This is a genomic window from Maribellus comscasis (assembly GCF_009762775.1).
Taxonomy (GTDB): Bacteria; Bacteroidota; Bacteroidia; order Bacteroidales; family Prolixibacteraceae; genus Draconibacterium; species Draconibacterium comscasis.
The window spans coordinates 6,305,990-6,330,485 of the sequence record NZ_CP046401.1; the positions used below are offsets into that span (position 1 = coordinate 6,305,990).

A 24,496-nucleotide genomic window follows, 5' to 3' on the forward strand; every position below is an offset into this window, starting at 1 on the left:
TTCAAATTATACAATTACAGACCCGGAAAATCCGGATAAAGAAATTGAAATAGAGTTTGATAAATATAGTTGGGATAAACTATTTGATACTAAAGTAACAGCAACTGAAATGCTGAAATTATATTCTGAGGCTATTGAAGGAATGGAAAAAAATCCAAATATACCTCAATTGTTTCGGGATATCTTTAATAATGCCTATTTGCCTTACCGTGACCCTGAAACTTTAAAACTTTTCCTGAAAACCATTGCTGAGTTTGAATATACGCACAGCGAAAAACTGGGTGATGCTTTTGAATATTTGCTTTCGGTAATGGGTTCACAGGGTGATGCAGGACAATTCCGCACACCACGGCATATTATCGACTTTCTGGTCGCAATTGTTGACCCTCAAAAAACAGATACTATACTTGACCCGGCTTGTGGTACAGCAGGGTTTTTAATCTCCGCCTTTAAATATATTAGGGGCAATAGCGATCATCGTACGGACAACGCATGCGTTGTCCCAACAGCATTGACACCTGACGAACAAAAAAAATTAATCAATAATATTCGCGGCTACGATATCTCCCCCGACATGGTACGCCTGAGTTTGGTAAACCTTTATCTGCATGGCTTTTCCGACCCTCATATTAACGAATACGACACCTTGAGCAGTGAAGAACGCTGGGATGAATATTTTGATGTGGTTTTAGCCAATCCACCGTTTATGAGTCCGAAAGGCGGCATACGACCACACAAAAAATTTACTATAAAATCAAATCGTTCCGAGGTGTTGTTTGTCGATTACATTGCCGAACATTTAAACCCTAAAGGACGTGCAGGTGTGATTGTTCCTGAAGGTGTGATTTTTCAAAGCGGAACCGCTTACAAAGATTTACGCAAAATGTTAGTTAAAAATTACCTGTATGCCGTTGTAAGTTTACCTGCAGGTGTTTTTAATCCGTACAGCGGTGTAAAAACTTCCATTTTGTTGATGGATAAAGAAATTGCAAAATCAGGCAACGAAATCCTTTTTGTAAAAATTGATAACGATGGTTATAATTTAGGCGCACAGCGTACTGCAATAAAAGGAGGTCAGCTTGATGAAGCAATAGAAGATATTAAGAAATTTAGAAATGGAGATTTTGCTGATAGTACAATTTCTCATGCAGTTTTAAGAACAGAAATTGGTTCTAATGGTGAATACAATTTAAGTGGAGAAAGATATAAAAGCGTTATATATCATCATTCTTCTTTTGAAATGGTTGCCCTTTCTGATGAAGTTATCTTTAAAGTAGTCTCTGGTGGTACTCCTGATTCAAAGAATGAGGAATATTGGAATGGCGATATTAATTGGGCAACATTAGTTGATTTACCTGCAACTGATTTGATTTCAAATATTAGTTCAACAGAGAGAAAAATAACAGAAGCTGGTTTAAAAAACTCATCAGCAAAAATACTGCCCCCAAATTCTGTAATTGTTTCCACAAGAGCAACTATTGGTCGCATAGCTATTAATGAAACTGAATGCAGTACTAACCAAGGGTTCAAAAACATTATAATCCAAGACACAAATAAGGCAAATACATATTTTGTTGCTTTGATGATGACTCAGCTTATTGAGAAAATGAATTCAATGGCAACGGGTGGAACTTTTAAGGAATTATCTACTACAAATTTCAGAACATTAGAAATCCCTCTCCCTCCCTTATCCGTACAGGAAGAAATAGTAGCCGAAATAGAAGGCTATCAAAAAATCATTGATGGGGCAAAAATGGTAGTTTCAACCTACAAACCCAAAATTGATATTGACCCTGATTGGGAAATTAAAAATTTGGGTGATATTTCGGAATTTAAGAATGGGCTTAACTTTTCAAAGGAATCAAAAGGGGAGAAAATTAAAATTCTTGGCGTAAGCCATTTTAAAGATAATTTAGTTGCACCGATTTCTGAATTAGAAGAAACCCAAGTGGATGAAACTATTAATGAAAGCTATTTACTTCAAAAAGGTGATTTAGTTTTTGTTCGCTCAAATGGAAATGCTGACTTAGTTGGAAGAAGCATGATAATACCAGAAATAAATGAACGAATTTCATTCTCAGGCTTTACAATTAGGTGTAGACTTAATGAAGGTATTGAACCTCTTTATATTGGTTATCTCTTCAAGTCTGAATTACATCGGAACCTTATGAAAAATACAGGTAGAGGTGCAAATATTAGAAATTTATCGCAAGGTATTCTTGGCGAAATTTCAATTCCAATTCCTCCTATAAATATTCAACAGGAAATTGTAAAACAACTTGAAAAAGAGCAGGATTTAATCAATGCCAACAAACAACTGATTGAACTATTTGAGCAAAAAATAAAAGACAGGATTGCAAAAGTTTGGGGCACTTCGTCTTCGCTCGGAACAGGCGGGGAAAAAGCAGAAAAAGAACAGGCATTGGATGGTTCTGCTGAACCGAGTCGAAGCATGGCAGCCGAACCGAAAACAAAATATAAAACCAATTGATTATGATAGCCCACGCTTCCCCTTCGCTGGCGCAAATTTGTAATCGTGCCCTGTTCCTACATCCTTCTGTTGTATTGTAAAAACATACACCAATCTCAAAAAAATTCCTGTGAAAACGGAGAAAGTAAAGGGTGGTTACAAAAAATTACCGGGCTGGTTGAATCAAAAAAATGGCTAAAATGTAATTCGGGATGTTCATAAGTATCAAAACCTATTGACAATAAATACGATAGGTTTTGTTATTTTTAAGAAAAACCCCGAAAAAGGCCTGAATCGCCAAAAATCGGGGTAATTTTCAAAATCCTTAATTGTGAAAGTACAAAGAATTTATGAAACGCCCCTTGAAATTAATTTTAATTCACCACGTCAGGAATTTTCTCTTTACTGGAAATCATTTTTAACATCTGAAATTGGTAAACTCTATGTCTCCTTACCCTGGGATGATTTAGTCCGGCATTTTAAAATCAAAGAAAATAAGAAAGGACCTTCCCGTTTTTTTAGTCCCGGGGGAATGATTGCATTGATGTTCCTTAAGTCTTATGTGGGGTGTTCAGACCGAAAACTAATTGAGCACTTAAACGGCAATATCCACTTTCAGCTTTTTTGTGACATCTGGCTACAAGGTGAAAGGCTTACCAATTATAAAATTGTCAGCCAGATACGTACTTTTTTGTCATCAAGGTTAGCTATTAGTGAAGCTCAAAAAATATTGGCAAAACATTGGAAACCCTTTATTGAACATCCCAACATTATGCTTACCGATGCAACATGTTACGAAACTTCGATGCGTTACCCAACCAATATAAAACTACTGTGGGAAAGTGTAGACTGGTGTTACGGTCAATTGAAATTAAGCTGTAAGTATTTAAAGATACGAACACCCCGAACCAAATATCTCAAGCAAAAAGAAAGGTATAGTCACTACAGCCGAAAGCGCAGGAAATCGAAAAAGCAGCGTAGAATACTTACCCGGAGCCTGCTGCACTTACTGGGGAAATTATTGTTTTTACTGGAAGAAACCCAGCAGAACTATCTTTATGAATTTACCATGCCAGCCAGATATTATCGCCAAATCAAAATAATTACCACGGTATTATCTCAACAACAAGAAATTTTTGATACAGGTAAAAGTGTACCCGACCGTATAGTCAGCCTTTCAAAAGCTTATATCCGGCCAATTGTACGAGGAAAAGAAGTTAAACCTGTTGAATTTGGAGCCAAGGTAAATATGATACAATTTGGAGGGATTAATTTTATCGAGCACATAAGCTTCAGCGCTTTTCATGAGGGGATAAGGCTTAAGCAATCTGTGCGTTACGGTCGCCAGCTGGTAGGTAAACCAACACACCTTTCGGGCGATGATATTTATGCCACCAATGCCAACCGCACCTGGTGCAGGAAAGAGAATATCATCCATGGGTTTAAACGAAAAGGAAGGGCAGGAAAACATGAACAGCACCGGAAAATACTTCATTCTGTACTTCGTAAAGAAAGAGCCACGCGAATGGAAGGAAGCTTTGGAACAGAAAAAGAACACTACGGCTTAAAGAAAATAAGGGCCATGACCCGGAAAAATGAAGAACTCTGGATTTTCTTTGGTGTACATACAGCAAATGCAGTTAGGATAGCCCGAAAAATGGCGCTCCAAAAACAAGCTGCCTAAAATCAAATCAATTTATTCAAAATCTTTAGGCAAATGGGAAAACTATGCCCAATTCCGGCCTTTTTTCGTCATAAAATCAATCGACACAAAAAAAAGAGATTCTTTTATCAAAATCGGGAAAAAATATCAAGGAGATTTTACCCGATTTTGTCCGAAGACCTTTACTGCTGAAGGTGCCTAATTCGTTATTCTCGCCTGCGATTGGATTCAAACAAAAAACAAGTGAAATTTTCGGAAAACTATTATTTTTCATTCGCACCGGGGCAAATCCAATAGGTATAACCGGTTTTCGATTGAAACGAAGGATCACGGATATCCCGTGTTTCGGCAATATGTTTTTTTGTATGTTCCAGTTGCATGTGTGCATTGTGCGCTCCTTTTGTTGCCCACGCTTCTGTAAGGCAAAATAAAGTACTGTCGTTGTACGACTGAAACAGCGAATAATCAAGGCAACCGGGTTCCTGGGCCAGAACTTTTGCTTTGCATTCATCAAACGATTGCTTTAAGAAAGATACATATTCGGGTTTCACTTTAATCTCAAACCGCATTACAACATTCATCGAATCTTTGTCAAAACTACATTCGTGCTGTGACGTTTTATTGGTTAGACTGCTGGTAATGAAAGCAATGGTTACAAGTGTCAAAATACCTAAAATAAGATTTTTCATTTTGCTAAAATTTAGTTGGTTATTTTAAATACGAATATATCCTGTTTTTTTTAGAAACCAACTGTATCATGCAAATTGAATTAACTTCCCCTGGTTTTCAACGAGGGGAGAGAATTTCAAACCACCTTTTATCAATTAAATTAGTGTGCCATTCCAATCCCTTCGCTGGCGTGGGTTAAGTAATAAAATGGATTCAATTTGAATAGGAATCCCAACAAATTATAAAATGAACCAGCGGCCAGCTGGTTTTTTTGTATTGTGTGATAAATCCACCAAGTTTCCAAATGATTTTCTGACGAATAAATCTCCTTCAATCATTTATACAATAATGCACTCACTCATTTTACTAACCCCGCTTTAATGTACGATTTCATGCCATTGCATAAGTCATAAGTTGACCCAAATGCAGCCACCGCGCGCATGATCGGTAGAGGATATCATGAATCATTTCACCATTCATCATTTACTTTTTCTCCCCTCACTATTTAGACCCCTTCCAAACTTTAACTCCTTATTGTTAAATTCGTTCCGTTCGTATAATTTTAATCCTCTGAAACCCGGCCGCACGTGGAAAGGATTCAAAGTGCAGAACTGCCGCCCCCGGTTTTCAGACGACAGAACATGATTTTCCCGTTTGTAAATGTCTATGCATGGAACTGTTGTGTATGGTATTGAAGAATAATAGTTTAAACAACCATCGATAATGAAGAAATAAATACAATTCATATACACGAAGGTACGGTAGCATAATGAAAAACAAAACCATGAAACAAATTGAAATTTTAATCTTGCTAAATATTCTTCTTTTGAGTACTTCACTTTTTGGACAAGTTTTTGAACCTATTTGTATTGGTGAAAAAATGATTTTTGATTCTAAAATCTTAAAGCAGGAGAGAGAAATTTTTATTAAAATACCAGAAAATTATGAAAATATTGATTTGGAATTTCCTGTGCACTATGTTTTGGATGGAGAAATAATATTTAATAGTTATTCCGCTATTGCTGAATTGAAAGCACAGAATGATGAAATTCCGGAAGCGATAATTGTTGGCATTCCAAATATTGATAGAGGATATGACTTAAATCCCAAAGCTAATGGAGTTAATTTTTTAGATTTTATGACAACAGAACTAATTCCCTACATTGACAACAGATACAGAACAAACGAAAATAGAGTTTTAGTAGGATATTCAATGGCTGGAAATTTTGTCGTTTATACTCTTCTAACAGGACAAGAATTATTCAATATATTTTTATCTGGCAGTCCTTATCGTTTAGACATGTACAAAAGTGAACTGATAGACTCTTTTACAAATAACCTGAAAACGAAAAAAACACTTTATACTTCAATTGGAAGTATAGACCAAACAAAACAATTGGAATTTTTCAATACGTTTTGCAGCCGATTTGGCCAGGAAAATAATGATTTGTTGAATTTTAAATATGAAGTCGTAGTAAATCGGGACCACAACAATAATTTTCTTATTAACTGGCAAGACGGTTTAGATTACATTTATAGAGATTGGACCAAAGACGGTGACAAATAAATTTCGCAACCTACATAGTGCAAGGACAGCTTACAAGTGACTGTCAGACTGTCTGAAAACCTCTTTCCAGGAAAGAATGATTTGGGTAACTGACCTTAAAAAGAATAAAATATTGAAATCTCAGGAACAGGGGAGTATTGATGAGGTTTTTGCAATAGAAATGGAGCAAAGTGGGGCGCTGAGATTTGTTTTGGTTTGCTAACTTTCCGAAGAATGAGCTTATCTTCGAAGCAGGGGTTGGAATAGCCGTATGACGGAAGACTGTCACGCAAGGTTTAATAAAAAGCTGGCGGCGAATTCCCTCGGCCTATTCGACCACTAAACGTTAACACAAAATTTGAAAAACAACTTATAACCAACTAAAAATAATTCAAATGAAAAATTTATCAACACTTTTTTTAGTCATTGCTCTTTTTTCCTGTCAGGATAGGACAAAAACAGAATTTGTAATATCCGGAAATATTGAAGATGCTCCTGACAGTACAATCGTTCAGTTACGTGCAAGATATGGCAATGTTACTCAACTTGTAGCTACAGACACTATTATTGATGGCAATTTTGAGTTTAGGGATACACTTGAAGCCCGACCTGCCAAAATGGTGCTTGTTGCCACAGACTGGAAAAACTTTTCGGGGACTTGCCAATTCTGGGCAGATTACACAAAAATTAATATTACAGGAAAAGGAAAATACTTATCTGCCTGGGAGGTGGAAAGTAATATTCCTGAACAAATAGCAATGAACAAGTTTAAAAACAAAACAAAAGAATCAGATATAAAAGGTGATAGCCTAAATTATGTTTTAAGAAATAATCTTGGTGATGTTGAACTGGAAAAAAAGATAATTGAGGAGAGACATAAGAATTATGCACTAAAATTAAAAGAAGAGTTCGAAGTACTTAAAAATGGAATCCATAGCCAAACAGCACTTGAAAAACTATCCAATTATCTTAAAAACGCTGAAAATTACGAGGTTGAGGTTGACAAAAAACTGGTAAAATCGTTGTACGACAATATGGATATAAAGTACAGGGAATCGACTTTTGGTGAAGGAATATTTTTTAAAATAGCAAACACAAACATACCTCAGGTCGGAGAAAAGTTTGTAAACGTTACCCTGTTCGACCTCGAAGGCAATAGTCACGAATTGAACGATTATTTAGATAAATACATATTACTGGATTTTTGGACACTGGGTTGTACACACTGCAAAGATGCTCATCATGGATTAAAAAATCTGCAAAAGAAATATGAAAAAAATTTACAGGTGGTTGGCATTAACGTTGATGTAAATAAACAGCTTTGGGAAGAAGCAACCCAAAGGGATAATATTAGCTGGGTTAACCTGTCGGATGGAAAAGGAACTCATGCGGGGGTTTATGCCCAATATGGAGGCAAGGCACTACCAACTTTTATTTTCATTAACCCCAATGGAAAAATTATTGAAAGATGGCAGGGATTTAAGGAAGGTATTTTTGAGGAAAAACTCAGCAAATATTTTCAGAACTAATAATTATGATGTATAACAATTGGAATTCCAATTATATTTTTTGTAGAAACGAAACCTAAGTCAATTTACTTAAATAATAAATTATGCTCGAAAAATTCAGAGACTACCTATATAAAAGGCTGTTACTGGTTATACTTGTAGGCTTTGTGTTGGGGATAGCAGCTTTTGTTTTTTCACATAAAGTTGTTAAAGCAACATCAACAAACGAATCGTGTGAAATGTGCCACGTTCATCCTCATGTTACTGAATCATGGAAACTTTCGGTGCATTACGACACCCGTGTAGGAATTAAAATTAGCTGTGTTGATTGCCACCTTCCACCCAAAGGACGGAAATTTCTGAAAGAAAAGATTAAAGCATCGGCCAAAGATTTGTATGGTTACATTTTTAAAGACAGTACCGAATTTAACTGGGATGCAAAATCTACATTGGAACAGGCACAACATTTTGTTTTCAAAGAATCGTGTGTGAATTGTCACCAGAACCTTTTCCCGCTGACTTTAATAAAAGAAGGACAGGAGGCACATTTATATTATTCTCAAAATGAGGAGGAGTTACGTTGTATAAACTGTCACTTATATGTTGGGCATTACAATCCAAATGCTTTACATGGCAAAAATGTTGACTTTGGGAGTGTGGGAAATGAAAATATGGAAAAATTTACCGAAGCAGCAGTTGTTACTTCGCTTGAAGATTTCACCGAGACTATTCCGGGAACTGCTGTTGAGTTGACTATGAAAGCAATTCCGGGTGGAAGTTTTATAATAGGGAGTCCTGACGGTGAACAGTTCAGGAAAGCAGATGAAGGCCCTCAAAAGCAAATTAATATCAGTCCGTTTTTTATGGCCGAAGTAGAATTAACCTGGGATGCATACCTCGCTTTTTGTAGTGCCACAGCGGCCGAAGGAAGAACGACAGACACCGAAGGAAGACGTACCGAAAAAGATGTTGATGCAATTTCCGGTCCTACACCACCATATATGCAACCAGATCAAAACTGGGGAGTAGGAAGCCGTCCGGCAATTACCATGAGCTATCATTCATCCGAAACATTTTGCAAATGGTTGTCACAAGTTACCGGAAAAACTTACCGTTTACCAACTGAAGCTGAATGGGAATACGCTGCCCGGGGCGGTACCGAAACCCCATTCTTTTTCGAAGGCGATCCTAAAGATTTTGGTGGGCAAGGTTTTATCAGAAAATTGTTTGGAAAAGGAAGTGAGGTCATTAATGCCTATGTAGTTTACGATAAAAACAGTGGATTGCGTTCGGCAGAGCCAGGAGGAGTAAAGTTCAACCCATTTGGCTTAAAAAATATGCTGGGTAATGTTGCAGAATACACAGCGGATTGGTATACAGAAGATGCCTACACCAAACTTAAAAATGGTGAAACTGACCCCAAAGGGCCTGTATCAGGTGAGGAACATGTAATTCGTGGTGGTTCATTTAAAAGCTCTATAGGAGAAGTTAGAAGTGCGGCACGTGCGCATACTGAAAGTGTTGCCTGGATGAAAACCGATCCGCAAATGCCGAAAAGTATTTGGTGGCTTTCTGATTGCAATTTTGTGGGTTTTCGAGTTGTTTGTGAATACGATGAAAATACGGGAAACAAATCTACCACTTCTGAAATACCGGAAATTAAGTAAAAATCTGTCAAGCTATTTTAGGGAATTATAGGTTGGTCCCGAAAGTGGGCTGGTTAAAAAAAATTGCTGATGGGCGTGTTACCAGGCCCTGCAGAATCGGAAAAATTGTATAATGTCATACAATTTTATATCCTCGCCGGCAACAGGAGTAAATCTCACAGGAGCGCTTAATGTCAGTAACTTATAGATTTAAAAAATCCCCGGCAGATCTGACTTTGTCAAAATGGAAGAAAACGAAGAAAAAAAGTGAAGCACATTACTATAAAATCCTATTTTTCCATATTCATATAGGTTTGAATACTCTTCCAGTAATCATTTTTCATGGCCTCTGCATCCAGTCTTGTATACACCGTTATTTTTCTTTGCGGTTTATTTTTAAGGGGATAAACAGTTTCCGCTTTCACCATTTCCGGATGTAAGAAAGCTTCAATAATGGCAACGTCCCACATAATCCATTGTTTGTCAGCAGGCACCGGAGGGTCCCAGGTCATTACGCTTACGTGATAGTCCCACCGGTCAACCAAAGCATCCCAAACCCCCTTTTTCCCTTTCAGCATTTGTTCTGTTTTTCTTTTATCAAAAACCAGGTTGCGTGCGGTGGTATTTGTCATGATATTCATTTCCAGTCCATCGGTATTAAAAAGAAGGTTAAAAGCGTTCGTGTCGTTGTTGTTAAGTATAAATTTGTCAGGCTATTTTTAGTACAAGACAGGTATTTTTACATTGTTCCTCCACTTGGTTAAGGGGGAGTGTCCGCAGGACGGGGGGTATTTTAAAACTAAAAAACACTGGTATTACCCTTGCCTGTTCCGCAAAGCGTAAATAACTTGGCTACCTGAATTTGTGAAAACACTGTAAACGGAATTAAACAGGACAGTAAAATAAGAAGGTTTTTCATGACGGTTGATTTTAGAGTAAGTCGTCTTTGGGAACATATTTTTTGAAACTTTCATAGAATTGTTCCAGCTGCGATCTATTCAAATTGTGCAGAAATCTTACACATTCTCCAGCGCTGTTTAGAAACACTTCCAGTACTGATGTATCGCCGGAATAAATGGTATATTCCGGCGAATTGGTTTCCGTATTTACACTTGAATATTTCCAGCTGAGATGTGGTTCCGGGGTGCCCATATCGCCGGAGTAATTAAATGTAAGCTTCGATTTATTCAGCGTAGCCGGCGTACCCCTGCTGTGTAATTCATAAATTAGTTTCCTGCCTCCGTCGGGAGTTTGAATGACCTTTGCCGGTACCCCCAGTCTTTTATAAACGACTATTTCATTTTGTCCGACAATGGCAAAATGAATGGCTTCGTTACTCAGTTTCGTAATGGTTGTACAGGAATTAAAAAGGATGGTCAGCACTATCAAAAACAGGGAATTTTTCATGATAGTTGATTCATTGGTTTGAAACAATAAGTTACGAAATAAGCGGCTGAAAAGCAAGGTGTTGAGTGGTGGTGGTTATTGCCACTCCCTATTAGTCACTCATTTACCAGCTTTTGATGTAAAGATTGGATACAACACCCGTTAAGAATGTCGCAAATTTCCAATTTTAGCAAGAGGACAGACAATAGTTTTGTGGTGGTATAAAATTTAAACAAAAGAGAAAAGACAATGAGAAAATTAATTTCCTGGGTAGAAATCCCGGCAACAGATTTTGAGAGAGCTGTAGAATTTTATCGTTCTGTATTAAAAACTGACCTGCAGGTGATTGACTGCGGTTTTGAAAAAATGGCATGTTTCCCCAACGGAGAAGGTGCAATTTCATTGACCCCCGGTTTTAATCCCGGCAAAGACGGGGCATTGGTGAGTTTTAACCTTGAAAAGGATTTGGATGGAGCCATTAAAAGAGTAAAGGAAAATAACGGGACAATTGTACAGACTAAAACCAAAATTGAAGCCGAAGGACGAGGGTATTTTGCCTTATTTATTGATAGCGAAGGAAACAAGGCCGGTTTGTATGGCGATGAATAACTAAAAAAAATGAGATTATGGTTTACCTGTTGTCAGACCATAATCTTGTTTTCATTTTTTAAATTTGCACTCATATTAAAAGAACATGGAGTACAGTATTGCTAAACCCTCGGTGTTGTTGTCGAAGTTCATAAAACATTACTGGGCGATTGAAAACTGCTTTCCCGGTTTTGTGCAGCATACGCAACGGATTGTGCCCAACGGGTTGCCGGAACTTATTTTCTATCTGGGTGACAGGCCGGTTGCAACCGATACTGCCCGGTCGATCAATGAAAATGCACTTGTAAGCGGGCACATGCGGGGATTTTATGACATTAATGTTTCGGGGAAATTATCCGTGTTTTCAATATTGTTTAAACCACAGGGTTTGCGTATGTTTTTCGATATTCCCTTAAATGAGCTTTACAATCACCACGTTCCGCTCAGGTACCTGTTTAAACATGATGCAGTAGAACTTGAGTCAAAACTATTTGAAGCTGGTTCGTTTTCAGAGCGAATAAAAATTATCGAGAATTATCTTTTAAAGATTCTGAAAAAAAGTGCTGCAAAATATGAATATAAACGGATTGACCACTGCGTTAATTTAATCAATCAAAAGCGGGCTGTGGTTCATGTCGATTTTCTTGCGTCAGAAGCCTGTTTGAGCCGCAAACAATTTGAAAGGACTTTTTTATATTATGTCGGAACTTCTCCTAAACAGTTTTTAAAAACCATTCGTTTTCAGAGTTCCATTGATAAAAAATCCCGGAATAAATCTGCAAATTTAACCGACCTGACATATAGTTGCGGATACTATGACCAATCGCATATGATAAATGACTTTCAAAAACTAACCGGGATGACACCCAAGCAGTATTTCAATGAATGTGAACCGTATTCAGACTATTTTCAGTAGCTGATTTCGTTTTCCCGTTGCTGCACAGTTTGTTTTCGCTGGCATGAGCTAACAAACAGCTTCAAAATCAGCTGTTTATTTACTTACTGGTTTTTCCGATACTTTACTCATGGCATATTCTGCCAGTGCTGTAATCGTAAAACTCGGATTTACTCCGGGATTTCCCTGAACCACTGAACCGTCCAGAATAAACATATTGGGGTAGTTGTGCACAGCAAAATCTGAATTGATAACTCCGTTTTTGGCACAGGTTCCCATTGGAACACCACCAAGAATATGTGCAGTTGACGGGACATTCATCAGAATTTCCGCAGCTGAGTTTTGCGAATGTGCATTCGCTTTTTTTGCGTAGCGGTGCATAATGTCCTGTCCAACCGGCAGGTAGGCCTGTACGTTTTCTTCTCCGTTGTTTTGTAATGTCAGTTTTTTACGGAAAGGCCATTTTTTCAAAACAAAACGCATTTTAGTGTCCACTGTCTGCATCACCAAAAAAATAATGGTGTTTTCTGCCCAATGGCGGTTAAAGAACATTTTAAAAAACAAACCCGGCCGCGAAACTATTTTTCCCAAAAAATGAAACACCCGTGCTAGGTTTGAACCCTGTTTATCGGTTGCAATGGAAAGTAAACTCCGCATTACATTTGATTTGTTCGGGTATTTGACAATTTCAACCGAAGTATCTTTATCGGGTTTAAATATGGAACTGATGGCAATGCTGTTGTTTAGTTTGCGGTCGGAAAGCGTAGCGGTGCAAATTGTTTCCGAATTGGTGCGTACAGATTCGCCTAGTTTGTCAGAAAGATCGGGTAGCGTTTTGTATATATGTTTTTGGTTAAGCAGCAATTTTAATGTTCCCAGAACTCCGCCTGAAACAATAAGTCCTTTGGAATGGAAAATCCGGCTTTTTGAGGGAAAAATTCCTGCCGTTTTTTGGGTATAAACCAGATATTCTCCGTTTACAAATTCAATCTTCCATACATTGGTTTCCGAAAGAATATCAACACCCTTTTTCTCTGCAAACCAAAGATAATTTTTGTCAAGTGTATTTTTAGCATTTTCCCGGCATCCCACCATACAGCCCGCACAGTTGGTACACGGTTTTCTCAAAGGGCCTTCTCCGTTAAAATACGGGTCCTGTGGCCTGTCGTCTTCGTTAAAATAAACAGCCACATATACATTGTCGAATGAGTCTTCCTTACCTAAATCTTTGGCAACATCATGCAGAATTTTGTCTTCGGCATTTTGTTTGTCAAACTTGGTGCGCCCGAGCATAAAACCGGCTTTGTCGTAAAACGGAGCCAACTCTTTTTTCCAGTCGTTAAAAGCTGCCCACTGTTTATTCCTGAAAAAATCATCATGCGGATACATTAAGGTGTTTGCATAGACCAGGCTGCCCCCTCCAACACCCGTTCCACTCAGAATAAAGGCATGTTTGTATATGTCCAGTTTTTGAAGTCCCAGGAAACCAAGTTGCGGCAGCCACAAATATTTTTTTAAATCCCAGTTGGTTTTTGGAAAATCGTCAGGGAGAAAACGTTTCCCTTTCTCGATGGTTAAAACCGAGTATCCTTTTTCGGCGAGCCGCAATGAAGAAACACTTCCTCCAAAACCGGACCCAATGACAATGTAATCGTATTTCTTTTTCACAAGCCGGGCTTTACAGCCACTAAACTTACAAAAAATAGTGATTAAATTCTTTGCTAATTTTCATTAGAAGTATGACATTTTCCAGAGATTTAATAGCTTTGTTTAAACGAACAAATAACCTGAATCATGAAGAAAATCTTATTATCTGTTGTTGTCTTGTTTTACGTTGTTACTTCCGGAGCCCAGAGTGGGAAAGTAATAGAATCACTTCAGTTTAAAAGTAACCTGGTCGATTACCCGGTGGAGTATTCCATATACCTCCCACCTGATTATGAAACTTCAGAAAGAAGTTACCCGGTTTTGTATTTGCTGCACGGATATTCCGACGATGAAACAGGCTGGATTCAGTTTGGGGAGGCCAACCGTATTGCTGACCAGGGAATAGAAAATGGTGATTTTCCTCCCTGTATTATTGTAATGCCCGATGGAAAAGTGACCTGGTATTGCAACAGTGTTGATGGAAAAGATCCCTGGGAAGACATGTTTATTCAGGAATTTATTCCGTTTATTGAAAAGGAATACCGTATTCGCCCTAAAAAGGAGTTTCGTGCCGTTGCAGGGCTGTCAATGGGAGGATACGGAGCCTTAAAACTGGCAATGCGTCACACCGACTTATTTTCAAACTGTGTGGCCATGAGTTCAGGAACTTTCACTGATGAAGAGATGCTGGGAAGAGACCAGTATGACCGGTATTTTGGGAGCATTTACGGTCCGAAAAAGAAAGATGATTTGGGCGAACACTGGAAAGCCAATAGTCCGCTTTACCTGGCTGAATCAGTGGATGCTGAAAGATTGAAGTCCGTACGCTTTTATATTGATTGTGGCGACGACGATTTTTTGTACAAAGGAAATGCTGCGCTGCATGTCAAAATGAGAGATTTGGGTATTCCCCACGAGTACCGTGTACGAAACGGCGGACATGAATGGGGCTACTGGCGTACCGGATTATTTGACGGGCTGGTATTTATTTCAAAAACTTTTCACCGGTAACAAACAAAACTATGAAACTGAAAATCGGAGCTATTTTTCTGTTTGTTTTTATTGTTTTCTTTTCATTGGCGCAAAATGCTCAAAAGCCCAATGTACTTTTTATTGCTGTCGATGATCTTCGTCCTGAATTAGGATGTTACGGGCAAACACAGATTCAATCACCCAACATTGATAAATTGGCCGAATCAGGATTAATGTTTAACCGGTCTTATTGTAATATCCCGGTTTGCGGTGCCTCACGTGCAAGCATATTATCGGGGATTCGCCCCAACAGGCAGCGTTTTTTGAATTATAGCTGCTGGCAGGATCAGGATGTTCCGGGTGTGGTAGGTCTGCCGATGCATTTTAAAAACAACGGGTATTACACGGTTTCTCTTGGGAAAATTTATCATCATATTACCGACGGAAAAGGAAGCTGGTCGGAAACACCGTGGTTTCCCGAAGGCGACTGGCAGGGCTGGCAAGCCTATGTATTGCCGGAGTCGCATAAACAAATTAAACCACGCCCCAACGGAAGCGGAATTAACGGTCCGTCGTTTGAAAGTCCGGATGCACCCGACCATATTTATCCGGATGGAATGATTGCCGAAGAGGCCATCCGTCAGTTAAATGAACTGGAGAAGAAAAAGGAACCTTTTTTTCTGGCAGTGGGATTTCTAAAACCACATCTTCCTTTTAATGCGCCAAAAAAATACTGGGAGTTGTATGATTTTGATAATATAAAATTACCGGAGTACATGCAAAAACCTGAAAATGCACCGGATGTCTGTATGCATAATTTTGGAGAGTTGCGAAATTATACCGATGTTCCGGATCAGGGGTCGATGGAGGAAGAATTTATGCGAAAGCTTATTCACGGTTATTATGCCTGTGTGAGTTATACCGATGCTCAAATTGGAAAAGTCCTGGATGAACTGGAAAATCTGGGTCTTGCCGAAAATACCATTGTTATCTTGTGGGGCGATCATGGCTGGCATCTGGGCGAACACGGCCTGTGGTGTAAACATTGTAATTTTGAAAAAGTACTGCATACTCCGGTTATTGTAAGAGCGCCGGACAAAAAGCAAAATATAAAAACAGATGCATTGGTGGAATATGTTGATATCTATCCATCATTGTGTGAACTGGCAGGTTTGGAAAAACCGTTTCATCTGCAGGGAAAAAGTTTTGTTCCCCTGATGAAGAACCCGGATCAGCCCTGGAAAGAGGAAGTCTATTGTCGCTGGATTAAAGGAGAAACTCTTGTTACGCAAACCCATACCTATACCGAATGGTTTGATGATTCAGGCAAAGTGAGCGACCGTATGCTTTATGATTTGACGACAGATGCTGAAGAAACGGTAAATATTTCAGAAAATAAGGAGAATAAAACACTGGTTCAGCAACTCTCCGAAAAAATAAAAAAACACATTGCAAAACGCGATGAAATAATTATCCCGTAGAATGAAAACGTATCATCCGTTTTATATCCTGTTGTTTGTTTTGTCTTTTGTTTTTTCTTCCTGTAAAAAAGAAAAGGAGAAATTGCCCAATATTGTACTGATTATGGCAGATGACATGGGATATGAATGTTTGGGATGCAATGGAAGCACTGAGTACAAAACTCCGGCACTTGATCGTCTGGCGACCAATGGGATTCGTTTCGAAAATTGTTATTCACAACCCTTGTGTACGCCATCGAGAGTAAAAATTATGACAGGGAAATACAACTATCGGAATTATGAAGATTTTGGTTATTTAAATCCCAACCAGATAACTTTTGGAAATATATTAAAAAAAGCCGGTTATTCTACCTGTATTGCCGGGAAGTGGCAACTGAACGGACTAAACCGAAATAATCCGGGGAATCAGGATATAACCCGGCCCAACCATTTTGGCTTTGACGAGTATTGTTTGTGGCAGTTAAATCATACGCGTGCGGAGGGGGAGCGCTATGCAAATGCCCTGATAACACAAAACGGAGTGGATTTGTCGTGTGATGTCACTGCCTGCTACGGCCCACAGGTATTTGCAGATTTTGTTTGTGATTTTATTGACAGGAAAGCAAAAGCGCCTTTTTTTATTTATTATCCGATGGTACTGGTGCATGATCCTTTTGTGCCCACTCCCGACTCTCCGGAATGGAGCGACCCCGGCCGGCGCTATGAAAAGGATACAGCCTACTATGCAGACATGATGAATTTTACCGACAAAATTGTACTTCAAATAGAATCAAAACTCAAAGAAAAAGGAATTTGGGACAACACGCTGTTTATCTTTACGGCGGATAACGGAACCAACAGGGCAGTAATTTCAGAAACCAGCTATGCAACCGTAAAAGGAGGAAAAGGGCTTTCAGTAAACACCGGAAATCATGTCCCGCTGATTGTTTCCTGGCCTGAAAAAACGAAGGGAAACGGTACCGTTGGTAATATCATCTCCTTTGCCGATTTTTTACCAACTTTTTGTGATGCTGCCGGCGTGGAGCCTTCAAAATATAAAACCGACGGAGAAAGTTTTTATTCGCTCCTTACCGGAGAGGACACGGAGAAACAAAATGAAATTTTTATTCACTATTCGCCACGTTGGGGAACTTTTAGCCACGACCGCTGGGTAATGGATGGCACCTATAAATTGTATAAGGACGGACGTTTTTTTAATACATCGCTTGACACATTGGAAAAAAATCCGCTTCTGGGTATCACCCGGGAAGAGCGGGATTTGAAAAACAGATTTGAAAAAATCCTCCTTGAAAAAGAAAATGAAATTCCTTTCGTTTTAAACGATACAACTTTTAATATTACGTATTGAAAAAACTGATTATCATATTTTATTTATTGCTTTCGCTTTTGCCGCGGGGAATGGCACAGGATACAATCCCTGATTTCAGCTGGGGAAATGCACATTATTTTAATTTAAATGAAGGCGATAGTTGTACCTTTAACAGGGTTAATATAAAGCTTTTGCGGATTGAGAACCATTACAACCATATCAAAGTAGGGGAAGATACCATTTGTATAAAAGTCAGCCGGAGAACCCTGCCTGTTTTATCCAATGGCTTGCGTTTTTTTGTGGCCGACAATAAAAATGTAAAGTCGATAACTTCAGACTCTTTGGTTCACGGACTCCTGACCAAAGATGCTCTGATTTGTGTTTCCGACTATCAGGAGCCTTTACTCAATCCATATAAATATTCATTTCCGGTGAACTTTAACGATGGTTTTATCTGGAATACCGAAGTTGATGGATATATGTTTGCCTATATGGGTGAAGACAATAAAGACGGTGAAAAATATTATCGTTCGCACGAGGGTATCGATCTGGATTTAAGCGATGCGCGCGGACTGGAAAAGCACTGGATTGTAGCTTTGGAGAATTCAGAAGTGGAATGGATTGAAGAATATGAGGCTGGAAATGAGAAGGCAGCCTGTGTATTGCTAAGAAGTGAATCGACGCCACAAATTTTTTATGTTTATGAAGGTCTTCTTGCCAAAAGTCTTGAAATCAGAAAAGGTCATAAAATTATTCAGGGAGAAATTCTGGGAACAGTTTGGGGAGATGAAAATGATGGATTTTTGCAACTGTCGGTAGTAAATTCAACCGACGTTCCGCAATACGCAGAACGGTTTAACAATGCAGTTAATTTTTTTCCGCAGCTTTTTCTGCTGTATTACAATCAGACGTTTAGTTTAAATAAGAATTATTCAAAAGGAAGAATTGTGTTTGGAAAAAATGGAAAAGCTTCCGATGAAAATAAAACCAATATTCATTCCTACGAAAATTACATTGGCAAAGGTTGGCTTTTTGACCACTGGAATATAAGCCAGCGTGTTGATTGTATTTGCAATGGTGACGAGAGTAATGCCAGACTAAATAAAGTGTTGTTCGCGGGAAGTCCGGCGGAAAAAAAGAATCCTGAAAACAACTACGATTATGAAATTAGTGTAAGTAACGGAACCTATCGTATTCGTGCAAAAGTAGGTGATTTGGAGTTTCCGTCGTGGCAAAAAGTGGAACTTGAAGCGATCGAAGCCGGAACATTTGACCTTGATGCAGGAGAATACAAATGGACAAATGAACGTGTGGTAAAAGTGAACGATGGAAAATTAAGCGTTCGGATACATGTCGACTCTTCAAACCGGAAAGTAGCTGGCTTAAGTGAAATTGTGTTTCAAAAAGTTAATTAGATTTTAGTTTAAAAAGATTGAGAATGTTGGCATTGTATATATTCTTTTTTGCACATTTTGCTTAACCTGTTTCACTATCTTTTCAAAAAGACCATGAAACAATATAGCATGACATTTTTTTGGAGTATTACGGCCATTCGATAAAGAATAAAATATTTTAAATGAAAAAGATTTTACCTGTTTTTATCCTGATTACCATTTTGTTGTCTTGTGGAAAAGAGAACAATAAAGAACCGGAGAAAATTAACAGCTTCCGAAAGATGAAAAAGGAGTTTCAGAATCCATCTGCCGGATATCGAACCGCTCCCTTTTGGGTATGGAATTCAAAAATAACAAAACAGGATATTGATAAAACACTGGAAGAATATAAAAATAAAGGGCTTGGCGGTGTTTTTATTCACCCGCGCTATGGATTAATTACAGAGTACTTGTCGGAAGAATGGTGGGAGTTGGTGGAGTATTCGCTTCAAAAAGCCGGGGAATTGGATTTAAAAATCTGGATTTATGATGAAAATTCATTTCCAAGTGGTTTTGCCGGTGGGCATGTTGCGGCTGAAATGCCCGAATCAAACAGTGAAGGGATTCGGCTAAAGTCTCATTTTATGGATGTATTGGAGCTTCCTGAAAATGCCAGGGTGAAACATGTATTTAAGAAAGAAGCGAGCCTATGGAAGGAAATAACAGAAATAAGCGGCAATGAGAAAGGCAGGGAAGGGGAGTATTGTGTTTTGATTTTGGAAGATTATGAAAAATCAAAGTGGTTTGGCGGCTATTCTTATGTTGATTTGTTGAAACCGGGTGTTACTGAAAAGTTTATCGAGATAACCATGCCGGGCTATGAGCAAACCCTTGGCAGGGAATTTGGAAAACGTGTCCCCGGCATTTTTACCGATGAACCAAATACAAACACCCGAAGCCATGGAACAATCCGGTACACACCTGATTTATATGAGCAATTTGAAAAACGATGGGGATATAAACTGGAGCCTCATTTGATGTCGCTGATAACAGAAACCGGTGACTGGAAAAAAGTGAGACACGATTATCAATCTGTTATTTTACAGTTGTTTATCGATCGCTGGTCGAAACCCTGGTACAAATACACCGAAGAAAATAATCTGGCCTGGACCGGGCACTACTGGGAACATGGCTGGCCAAGTCCGCAGGAAGGACCGGATAACATGGCGATGTATGCCTGGCATCAGCAACCCGCAATTGACATGCTTTTTAATGCAGAAGAACTTCGTCCGGACCAGTTTGGGAATGTTCGAAATGTAAAAGAGCTTTCATCGGTGGCTAATCAGTTTGGCCGGCACCGCACATTAAGCGAAACATATGGCGCTGCAGGGTGGGAATTGACTTTCTTTGATATGAAACGTTTGGGGGACTGGGAGTATGTTTTGGGAGTCAATTTTATGAATCAGCATCTTGCATACGTCTCTTTGGTGGGCGACAGAAAGCACGATTTTCCGCAGTCCTTTGGAACACACAGTCCTTACTGGGGTGTGTACAAATATCTCGCTGATTATTTTGCCCGTTTGTCAGTGGCACTTTCCTCTGGTGTTCAAAACAATAAAATAGTAGTGATTGAGCCAACCACCACAGCCTGGATGTATTACAATCCGCAGGGAGAGAATAACAAATTGCAGGAGATAAAAACAAAATTTGAGCCCTTTTTGGACCAATTGGAGCGCTGGCAGGTGGAATACGATTTGGGGTGCGAAGACATTATCAACCGCCATGGTGAAATAGTGGGTAACAATTTTGTGATTAATCAGGCAGAATACGAAATCGTTATTTTACCACCAGGACTGGAGAATTTGGATAAATCAACTTTTCACCTGTTGCAGGAATTTGCCAAAAATGGAGGAGAAATCATTCAATTGGGGAATCTTCAGTTTGTTGACGGAGAAAAGGCTTCTTTTGATGATCTGCAAAAGAATGAAAACTGGAAAAATGTAAAGTCCCTGAATCTTTCCTTTTTTGCGGATCTGGCAAAAAATGAAAATATTCAATTTGAGCATCCGGATTCGATCGCCGGAAAGGTTTTTCATCAGCGAAGAGAATTAAAAGACGGACAGCTGCTTTTTATTTCCAATTTTGATAAAAACGAAACAGCGGAAGTCAATTTGAAAATGAAAGGAAAAGGTGTCGTTTGTTTACATACGGAAAACGGAAAAACAGAAAATTATATTTTTGAACGCGAAGGCGGTAATGTACATTTTTCAGCGACTCTGCCTCCTGCCGGAAGCCGTTTGTTTTTTATTTCAAAGTCAGGTAAAAAAAGCCCTGAACCAAAAGAGGAACGGGAAATGGAACTTTACGACGCAGGGGAAATGACCATAAAACCGGTGACACAAAATATACTGAACATCGATTATGTGGAACTAACTCTGGATACTTTTGACGCCGAACCGATGTATTTTTACGAAGCGGCCAACAAAATATGGCAACATCACGGTTACCCTGATAATCCATGGGTTTCGTCAAGTCAGTTTAAAACAGAACTGGTTGATGCCGATACTTTTGGCGCAGGCAGCGGATTTACAGTTTGTTATCCTTTTACTGTTGATTCAGCCTTTTCATCAAAGAAAATTCAGCTTGTGGTGGAACAGCCCTGGTTGTATAAAATTTTGATCAATGGAAAACCGGTAACAGAACTGGAAGACAAAAACTGGATGGATAAAGATTTCCGTTTATTTGAAATCGGTAATTTGATTCAGGTGGGTCGAAATGAAGTGGTTTTAACGGCTTCTCCTTTTTCTGTTTATTGTGAACTGGAACCGGTTTATTTACTGGGCGATTTTGCTGTTGTTCCTACCAGCAACGGTTGGGTGCTAGAGAATTCTCTGGAATTGAAGTTAGGCCAGTGGAAAAACCAGGGAATGCCTTTTTACGGGCAAACCATAGCCTATTCAAAAAAGGTTCAGTTAAAACTGGAAACCGATTTTTTGGTGGAGTTAAATGCCTGGGAAGGAACCGTTGCCGAGATATTGGTGGATGAGGATCATCAGGGTATTTTGTATAAAAAACCTTATAAAATGAAAGTTACCGTGCCGTATGGAATTCACAATATTAAAGTGAAAATTACAGGTAGCAATAAAAATACATTTGGCCCGCACCATAACTTCACTACTCCGGGCCTGGTTACACCGTGGAGTTTTAAAACTGCGCCTGAAGTTCAGCCTTCCGGAAATGAATATGATCTGTTAAATTATGGTTTGATGGAGGACTTTGAAATTTATAAATATGCAGAAAAAGAAATTGATTATTAAAAGATAAATATCATACCGGTTTTTACCTGCTGAAATTTAAAATTTTCAAAAAAAGCAGCCAACGCCGGCAAATCAGTGCAGTGAGAAGGACAGACATTTTTTACTGCATTTTTTTTGAAATATTCAATCGTTTTTTGTGTTTGCAGGTTGTTGTGTTTTAAATGAAAACCACCGATAACGGTATCGACCGACGAAATGCCTGTGACTTTTTTTGCATATTCCACAATGTTGCAAATTCCGGAATGGGAACAACCTGTTATTACAAGCAGCTTGTTGTTAATTACTGCTGCCAAAGCAGAATCATCTGGAATAAAATCGTCGTTTCCAAATTCGTCCTTAAAAGAAGTGGTTTGCGATTCAAAATCATTTTCCCGCGGAATTTCACCCAGAAACCAGAGATTCTCAGTGATTTTTAGCGGAGATGTCGTTTCTATCAACTCAAATTTCTCCGTAATTTTTTCCCTGGTGAATGTAAATCCAACAGGGGAGTGGTCTGTTTTTCGAAAGCGGTTGATAAAGGACGAAGGATGTGTAATAAGTATTTTGTTTTCCAAATGTTGCAAACCATCAACATGATCCCAGTGGCCGTGGCTTAAAACCACTTTTTTTATTTCTGAATGAATATTTATACCCAGCTTTTCAGCGTTTTTCAGAAACACATCTGAATGACCGGTATCCCATAATATTTTTTCCCCGTCAATTTCAAGGAGGTAGGAGATTCCATGTTCTGCGAGAAAAGAACCGCCGGCAACATTTTCGGTAAGTACGGTGAGTTTCATTTTTTACAATCAATTTTAAAGATGAAAAAGGCGGAGGATGCAATAATTATCATAAACAAAATAAAAAACGACCGAAATCCCATGTGGCTGATTACGGCACCTCCCAAAAGTGGAAACAAAGCCGGAAGAATATTTCCTGCGCCGGCAAATCCCGTATATAATGCGCGGTTTTCATTTCCCGATACTTCAAGTAAAAGGCCGCTCATACTCATTGTATACAAGGAATAAACAATACCTCCGATGATAAAAACGTATTTAATCATCGAGGCATCTTTTATAAAAAAGGCAGTGGCTGCCAAAATCAACGACAAAATTACGTTGCTGTATAAAAGCACATTGTATTTTAATTTTTTGGCGCCCAGCAAAACCAGCAGGCTCACAAAAACAATCCCAATAACTTTGAAAATCAGGAAAATACCAGTATCATTACTTTGGGCTTTAAAAATTTCTTTGGCATATAAAATCACAAATGGAAGAAAGGAAATGGCAATCCCCTGTGTGTTGATAAATCCCAGAAAATAGACGAGCTTTTTATTTTCATGCAATTCCCGTTTTAATACCTGAAAAAACTCTTTTATCCCGGATATCTTCATGGCAGAAGGAACCACTTCTTTTATACTCCAGAATCCTCCGGAAGCTATAAGCAAAAGTCCGCCGCCAATAAAAAACATCAGTGCATAATTTACCGGGAACGCTTTCCAAACCAATACCTTTTTTACAAAAAAAGCAGAGATCAAAACGATGATTCCTGAAATAATTTGAAGGGATGAGAAAAATGATTTTCGTTTTTCCTGGTTGACTGATTTTCCTAAAATATCGGTATAACTTATGTTGGCAAATGCACCGGCCAGAGAAAAAAGAGCGATAAATACAAAGGCCAGCCAAATAACGTATCCGGTTTGTTCCCCGGTTAAAAGAAATAATAAAATGCCAAGCCCGATGAGCGAAAAAATCCGTGTGTTAATTCCTAACAAAAGATGTTTTCTTTTATAGGTTTTGTTACTTAAATACGGGGCAAAAAATAATTGGGTAAAACTGGAGCCTCCCAGCATAATTGCAGTCATCAGCCCGATATGAAATGCGCTTCCACCTGCTTCTACCAGCATGGCCGGAATAATTGTATCCACATCCATAAAATTTTTGGCAAACGCCAGAAAAGTAGCGTGCCACAAAAAAGCTTTGAAATTATGGGTAGATATTTTTTCTGTTAAAGCCATTGTTTAACGCAGCAGAGTATTCCTAAAAAA

The 24,496-nt window shown here is 38.7% G+C and carries 18 protein-coding genes; 12 read left to right on the forward strand and 6 right to left on the reverse strand.

Annotated elements, in window-relative coordinates:
* Positions 1-142: 142 nt before the first annotated feature.
* Together GM418_RS25430 and GM418_RS25435 are read left to right on the forward strand one after the other, a co-directional pair.
* Positions 143-2,491, forward strand: a complete 2,349-nt coding sequence (locus tag GM418_RS25430; RefSeq protein WP_217447599.1) for an N-6 DNA methylase — start codon at positions 143-145, stop codon at positions 2,489-2,491.
* Between the two features lie 310 nt (positions 2,492-2,801).
* A complete protein-coding gene (locus tag GM418_RS25435; protein ID WP_217447505.1) occupies positions 2,802-4,154 on the forward strand; it encodes a transposase in 1,353 nt (450 codons plus the stop codon).
* 242 nt (positions 4,155-4,396) lie between these two features.
* Here the strand turns inward: GM418_RS25435 and GM418_RS25440 are convergent, their stop codons facing one another.
* Positions 4,397-4,822, reverse strand: coding sequence for a putative quinol monooxygenase (locus GM418_RS25440; protein ID WP_158870200.1), 426 nt, complete (start codon positions 4,820-4,822; stop codon positions 4,397-4,399).
* Positions 4,823-5,586: 764 nt separating this feature from the next.
* Here GM418_RS25440 and GM418_RS25445 point away from each other — a divergent pair.
* The 3 genes from GM418_RS25445 to GM418_RS25455 all read left to right on the forward strand — a co-directional run bounded on the left by GM418_RS25445 (position 5,587) and on the right by GM418_RS25455 (position 9,523).
* Positions 5,587-6,369: an alpha/beta hydrolase gene (locus tag GM418_RS25445; protein ID WP_158870202.1), complete on the forward strand. Its 783-nt coding sequence runs from the start codon at positions 5,587-5,589 to the stop codon at positions 6,367-6,369.
* Positions 6,370-6,743: 374 nt separating this feature from the next.
* Positions 6,744-7,877 carry a TlpA disulfide reductase family protein gene (locus GM418_RS25450; RefSeq protein WP_158870204.1) on the forward strand — a complete coding sequence of 378 codons (1,134 nt, stop codon included), beginning with the start codon at positions 6,744-6,746 and terminating at the stop codon, positions 7,875-7,877.
* A gap of 83 nt (positions 7,878-7,960) precedes the next feature.
* Positions 7,961-9,523, forward strand: coding sequence for an SUMF1/EgtB/PvdO family nonheme iron enzyme (locus GM418_RS25455; protein ID WP_158870206.1), 1,563 nt, complete (start codon positions 7,961-7,963; stop codon positions 9,521-9,523).
* A gap of 269 nt (positions 9,524-9,792) precedes the next feature.
* On the opposite strand, the gene GM418_RS25460 is transcribed toward GM418_RS25455, so the two are convergent.
* On the reverse strand, positions 9,793-10,134 hold the full coding sequence (locus GM418_RS25460; RefSeq protein ID WP_158870208.1) for a hypothetical protein: 342 nt from the start codon (positions 10,132-10,134) through the stop codon (positions 9,793-9,795).
* A gap of 298 nt (positions 10,135-10,432) precedes the next feature.
* Positions 10,433-10,909, reverse strand: a complete 477-nt coding sequence (locus tag GM418_RS25465; protein ID WP_158870210.1) for a hypothetical protein — start codon at positions 10,907-10,909, stop codon at positions 10,433-10,435.
* A 228-nt stretch (positions 10,910-11,137) separates the two neighbouring features.
* On the opposite strand from GM418_RS25465, the gene GM418_RS25470 reads away from it, so the two are divergent.
* The gene (locus GM418_RS25470) at positions 11,138-11,497 is read left to right on the forward strand and encodes a VOC family protein (protein ID WP_158870212.1); all 360 of its coding nucleotides are present in this window, start codon (positions 11,138-11,140) and stop codon (positions 11,495-11,497) included.
* An 85-nt stretch (positions 11,498-11,582) separates the two neighbouring features.
* Entirely contained in the window at positions 11,583-12,392 is an 810-nt protein-coding gene (locus GM418_RS25475; protein WP_158870215.1) for an AraC family transcriptional regulator, read from the forward strand.
* Between the two features lie 75 nt (positions 12,393-12,467).
* Here the strand turns inward: GM418_RS25475 and GM418_RS25480 are convergent, their stop codons facing one another.
* Positions 12,468-14,039, reverse strand: coding sequence for a GMC oxidoreductase (locus GM418_RS25480; RefSeq protein WP_158870217.1), 1,572 nt, complete (start codon positions 14,037-14,039; stop codon positions 12,468-12,470).
* Positions 14,040-14,165: 126 nt separating this feature from the next.
* On the opposite strand from GM418_RS25480, the gene GM418_RS25485 reads away from it, so the two are divergent.
* From GM418_RS25485 to GM418_RS25505, 5 genes are all read left to right on the forward strand, one after another.
* The gene (locus tag GM418_RS25485; protein ID WP_158870219.1) at positions 14,166-15,029 is read left to right on the forward strand and encodes an alpha/beta hydrolase; all 864 of its coding nucleotides are present in this window, start codon (positions 14,166-14,168) and stop codon (positions 15,027-15,029) included.
* 11 nt (positions 15,030-15,040) lie between these two features.
* Entirely contained in the window at positions 15,041-16,471 is a 1,431-nt protein-coding gene (locus GM418_RS25490; protein ID WP_158870221.1) for a sulfatase, read from the forward strand.
* A 1-nt stretch (position 16,472) separates the two neighbouring features.
* On the forward strand, positions 16,473-17,819 hold the full coding sequence (locus GM418_RS25495) for a sulfatase family protein (protein WP_158870223.1): 1,347 nt from the start codon (positions 16,473-16,475) through the stop codon (positions 17,817-17,819).
* Positions 17,816-19,195 (forward strand): hypothetical protein, encoded by a 1,380-nt coding sequence (locus tag GM418_RS25500; protein WP_158870225.1) that lies wholly within the window; start codon positions 17,816-17,818, stop codon positions 19,193-19,195. Before GM418_RS25495 ends, GM418_RS25500 begins: the two co-directional genes overlap by 4 nt.
* Before the next feature lie 161 nt (positions 19,196-19,356).
* Entirely contained in the window at positions 19,357-22,470 is a 3,114-nt protein-coding gene (locus GM418_RS25505) for a glycosyl hydrolase (protein WP_158870227.1), read from the forward strand.
* Here the strand turns inward: GM418_RS25505 and GM418_RS25510 are convergent.
* Both GM418_RS25510 and GM418_RS25515 read right to left on the reverse strand, forming a co-directional pair.
* Positions 22,467-23,249 (reverse strand): MBL fold metallo-hydrolase, encoded by a 783-nt coding sequence (locus GM418_RS25510; protein ID WP_158870229.1) that lies wholly within the window; start codon positions 23,247-23,249, stop codon positions 22,467-22,469. The genes GM418_RS25505 and GM418_RS25510 overlap by 4 nt on opposite strands.
* Positions 23,246-24,466: an MFS transporter gene (locus tag GM418_RS25515; protein ID WP_158870231.1), complete on the reverse strand. Its 1,221-nt coding sequence runs from the start codon at positions 24,464-24,466 to the stop codon at positions 23,246-23,248. The genes GM418_RS25510 and GM418_RS25515 overlap by 4 nt, the downstream gene beginning before the upstream one ends.
* Positions 24,467-24,496: the final 30 nt, after the last annotated feature.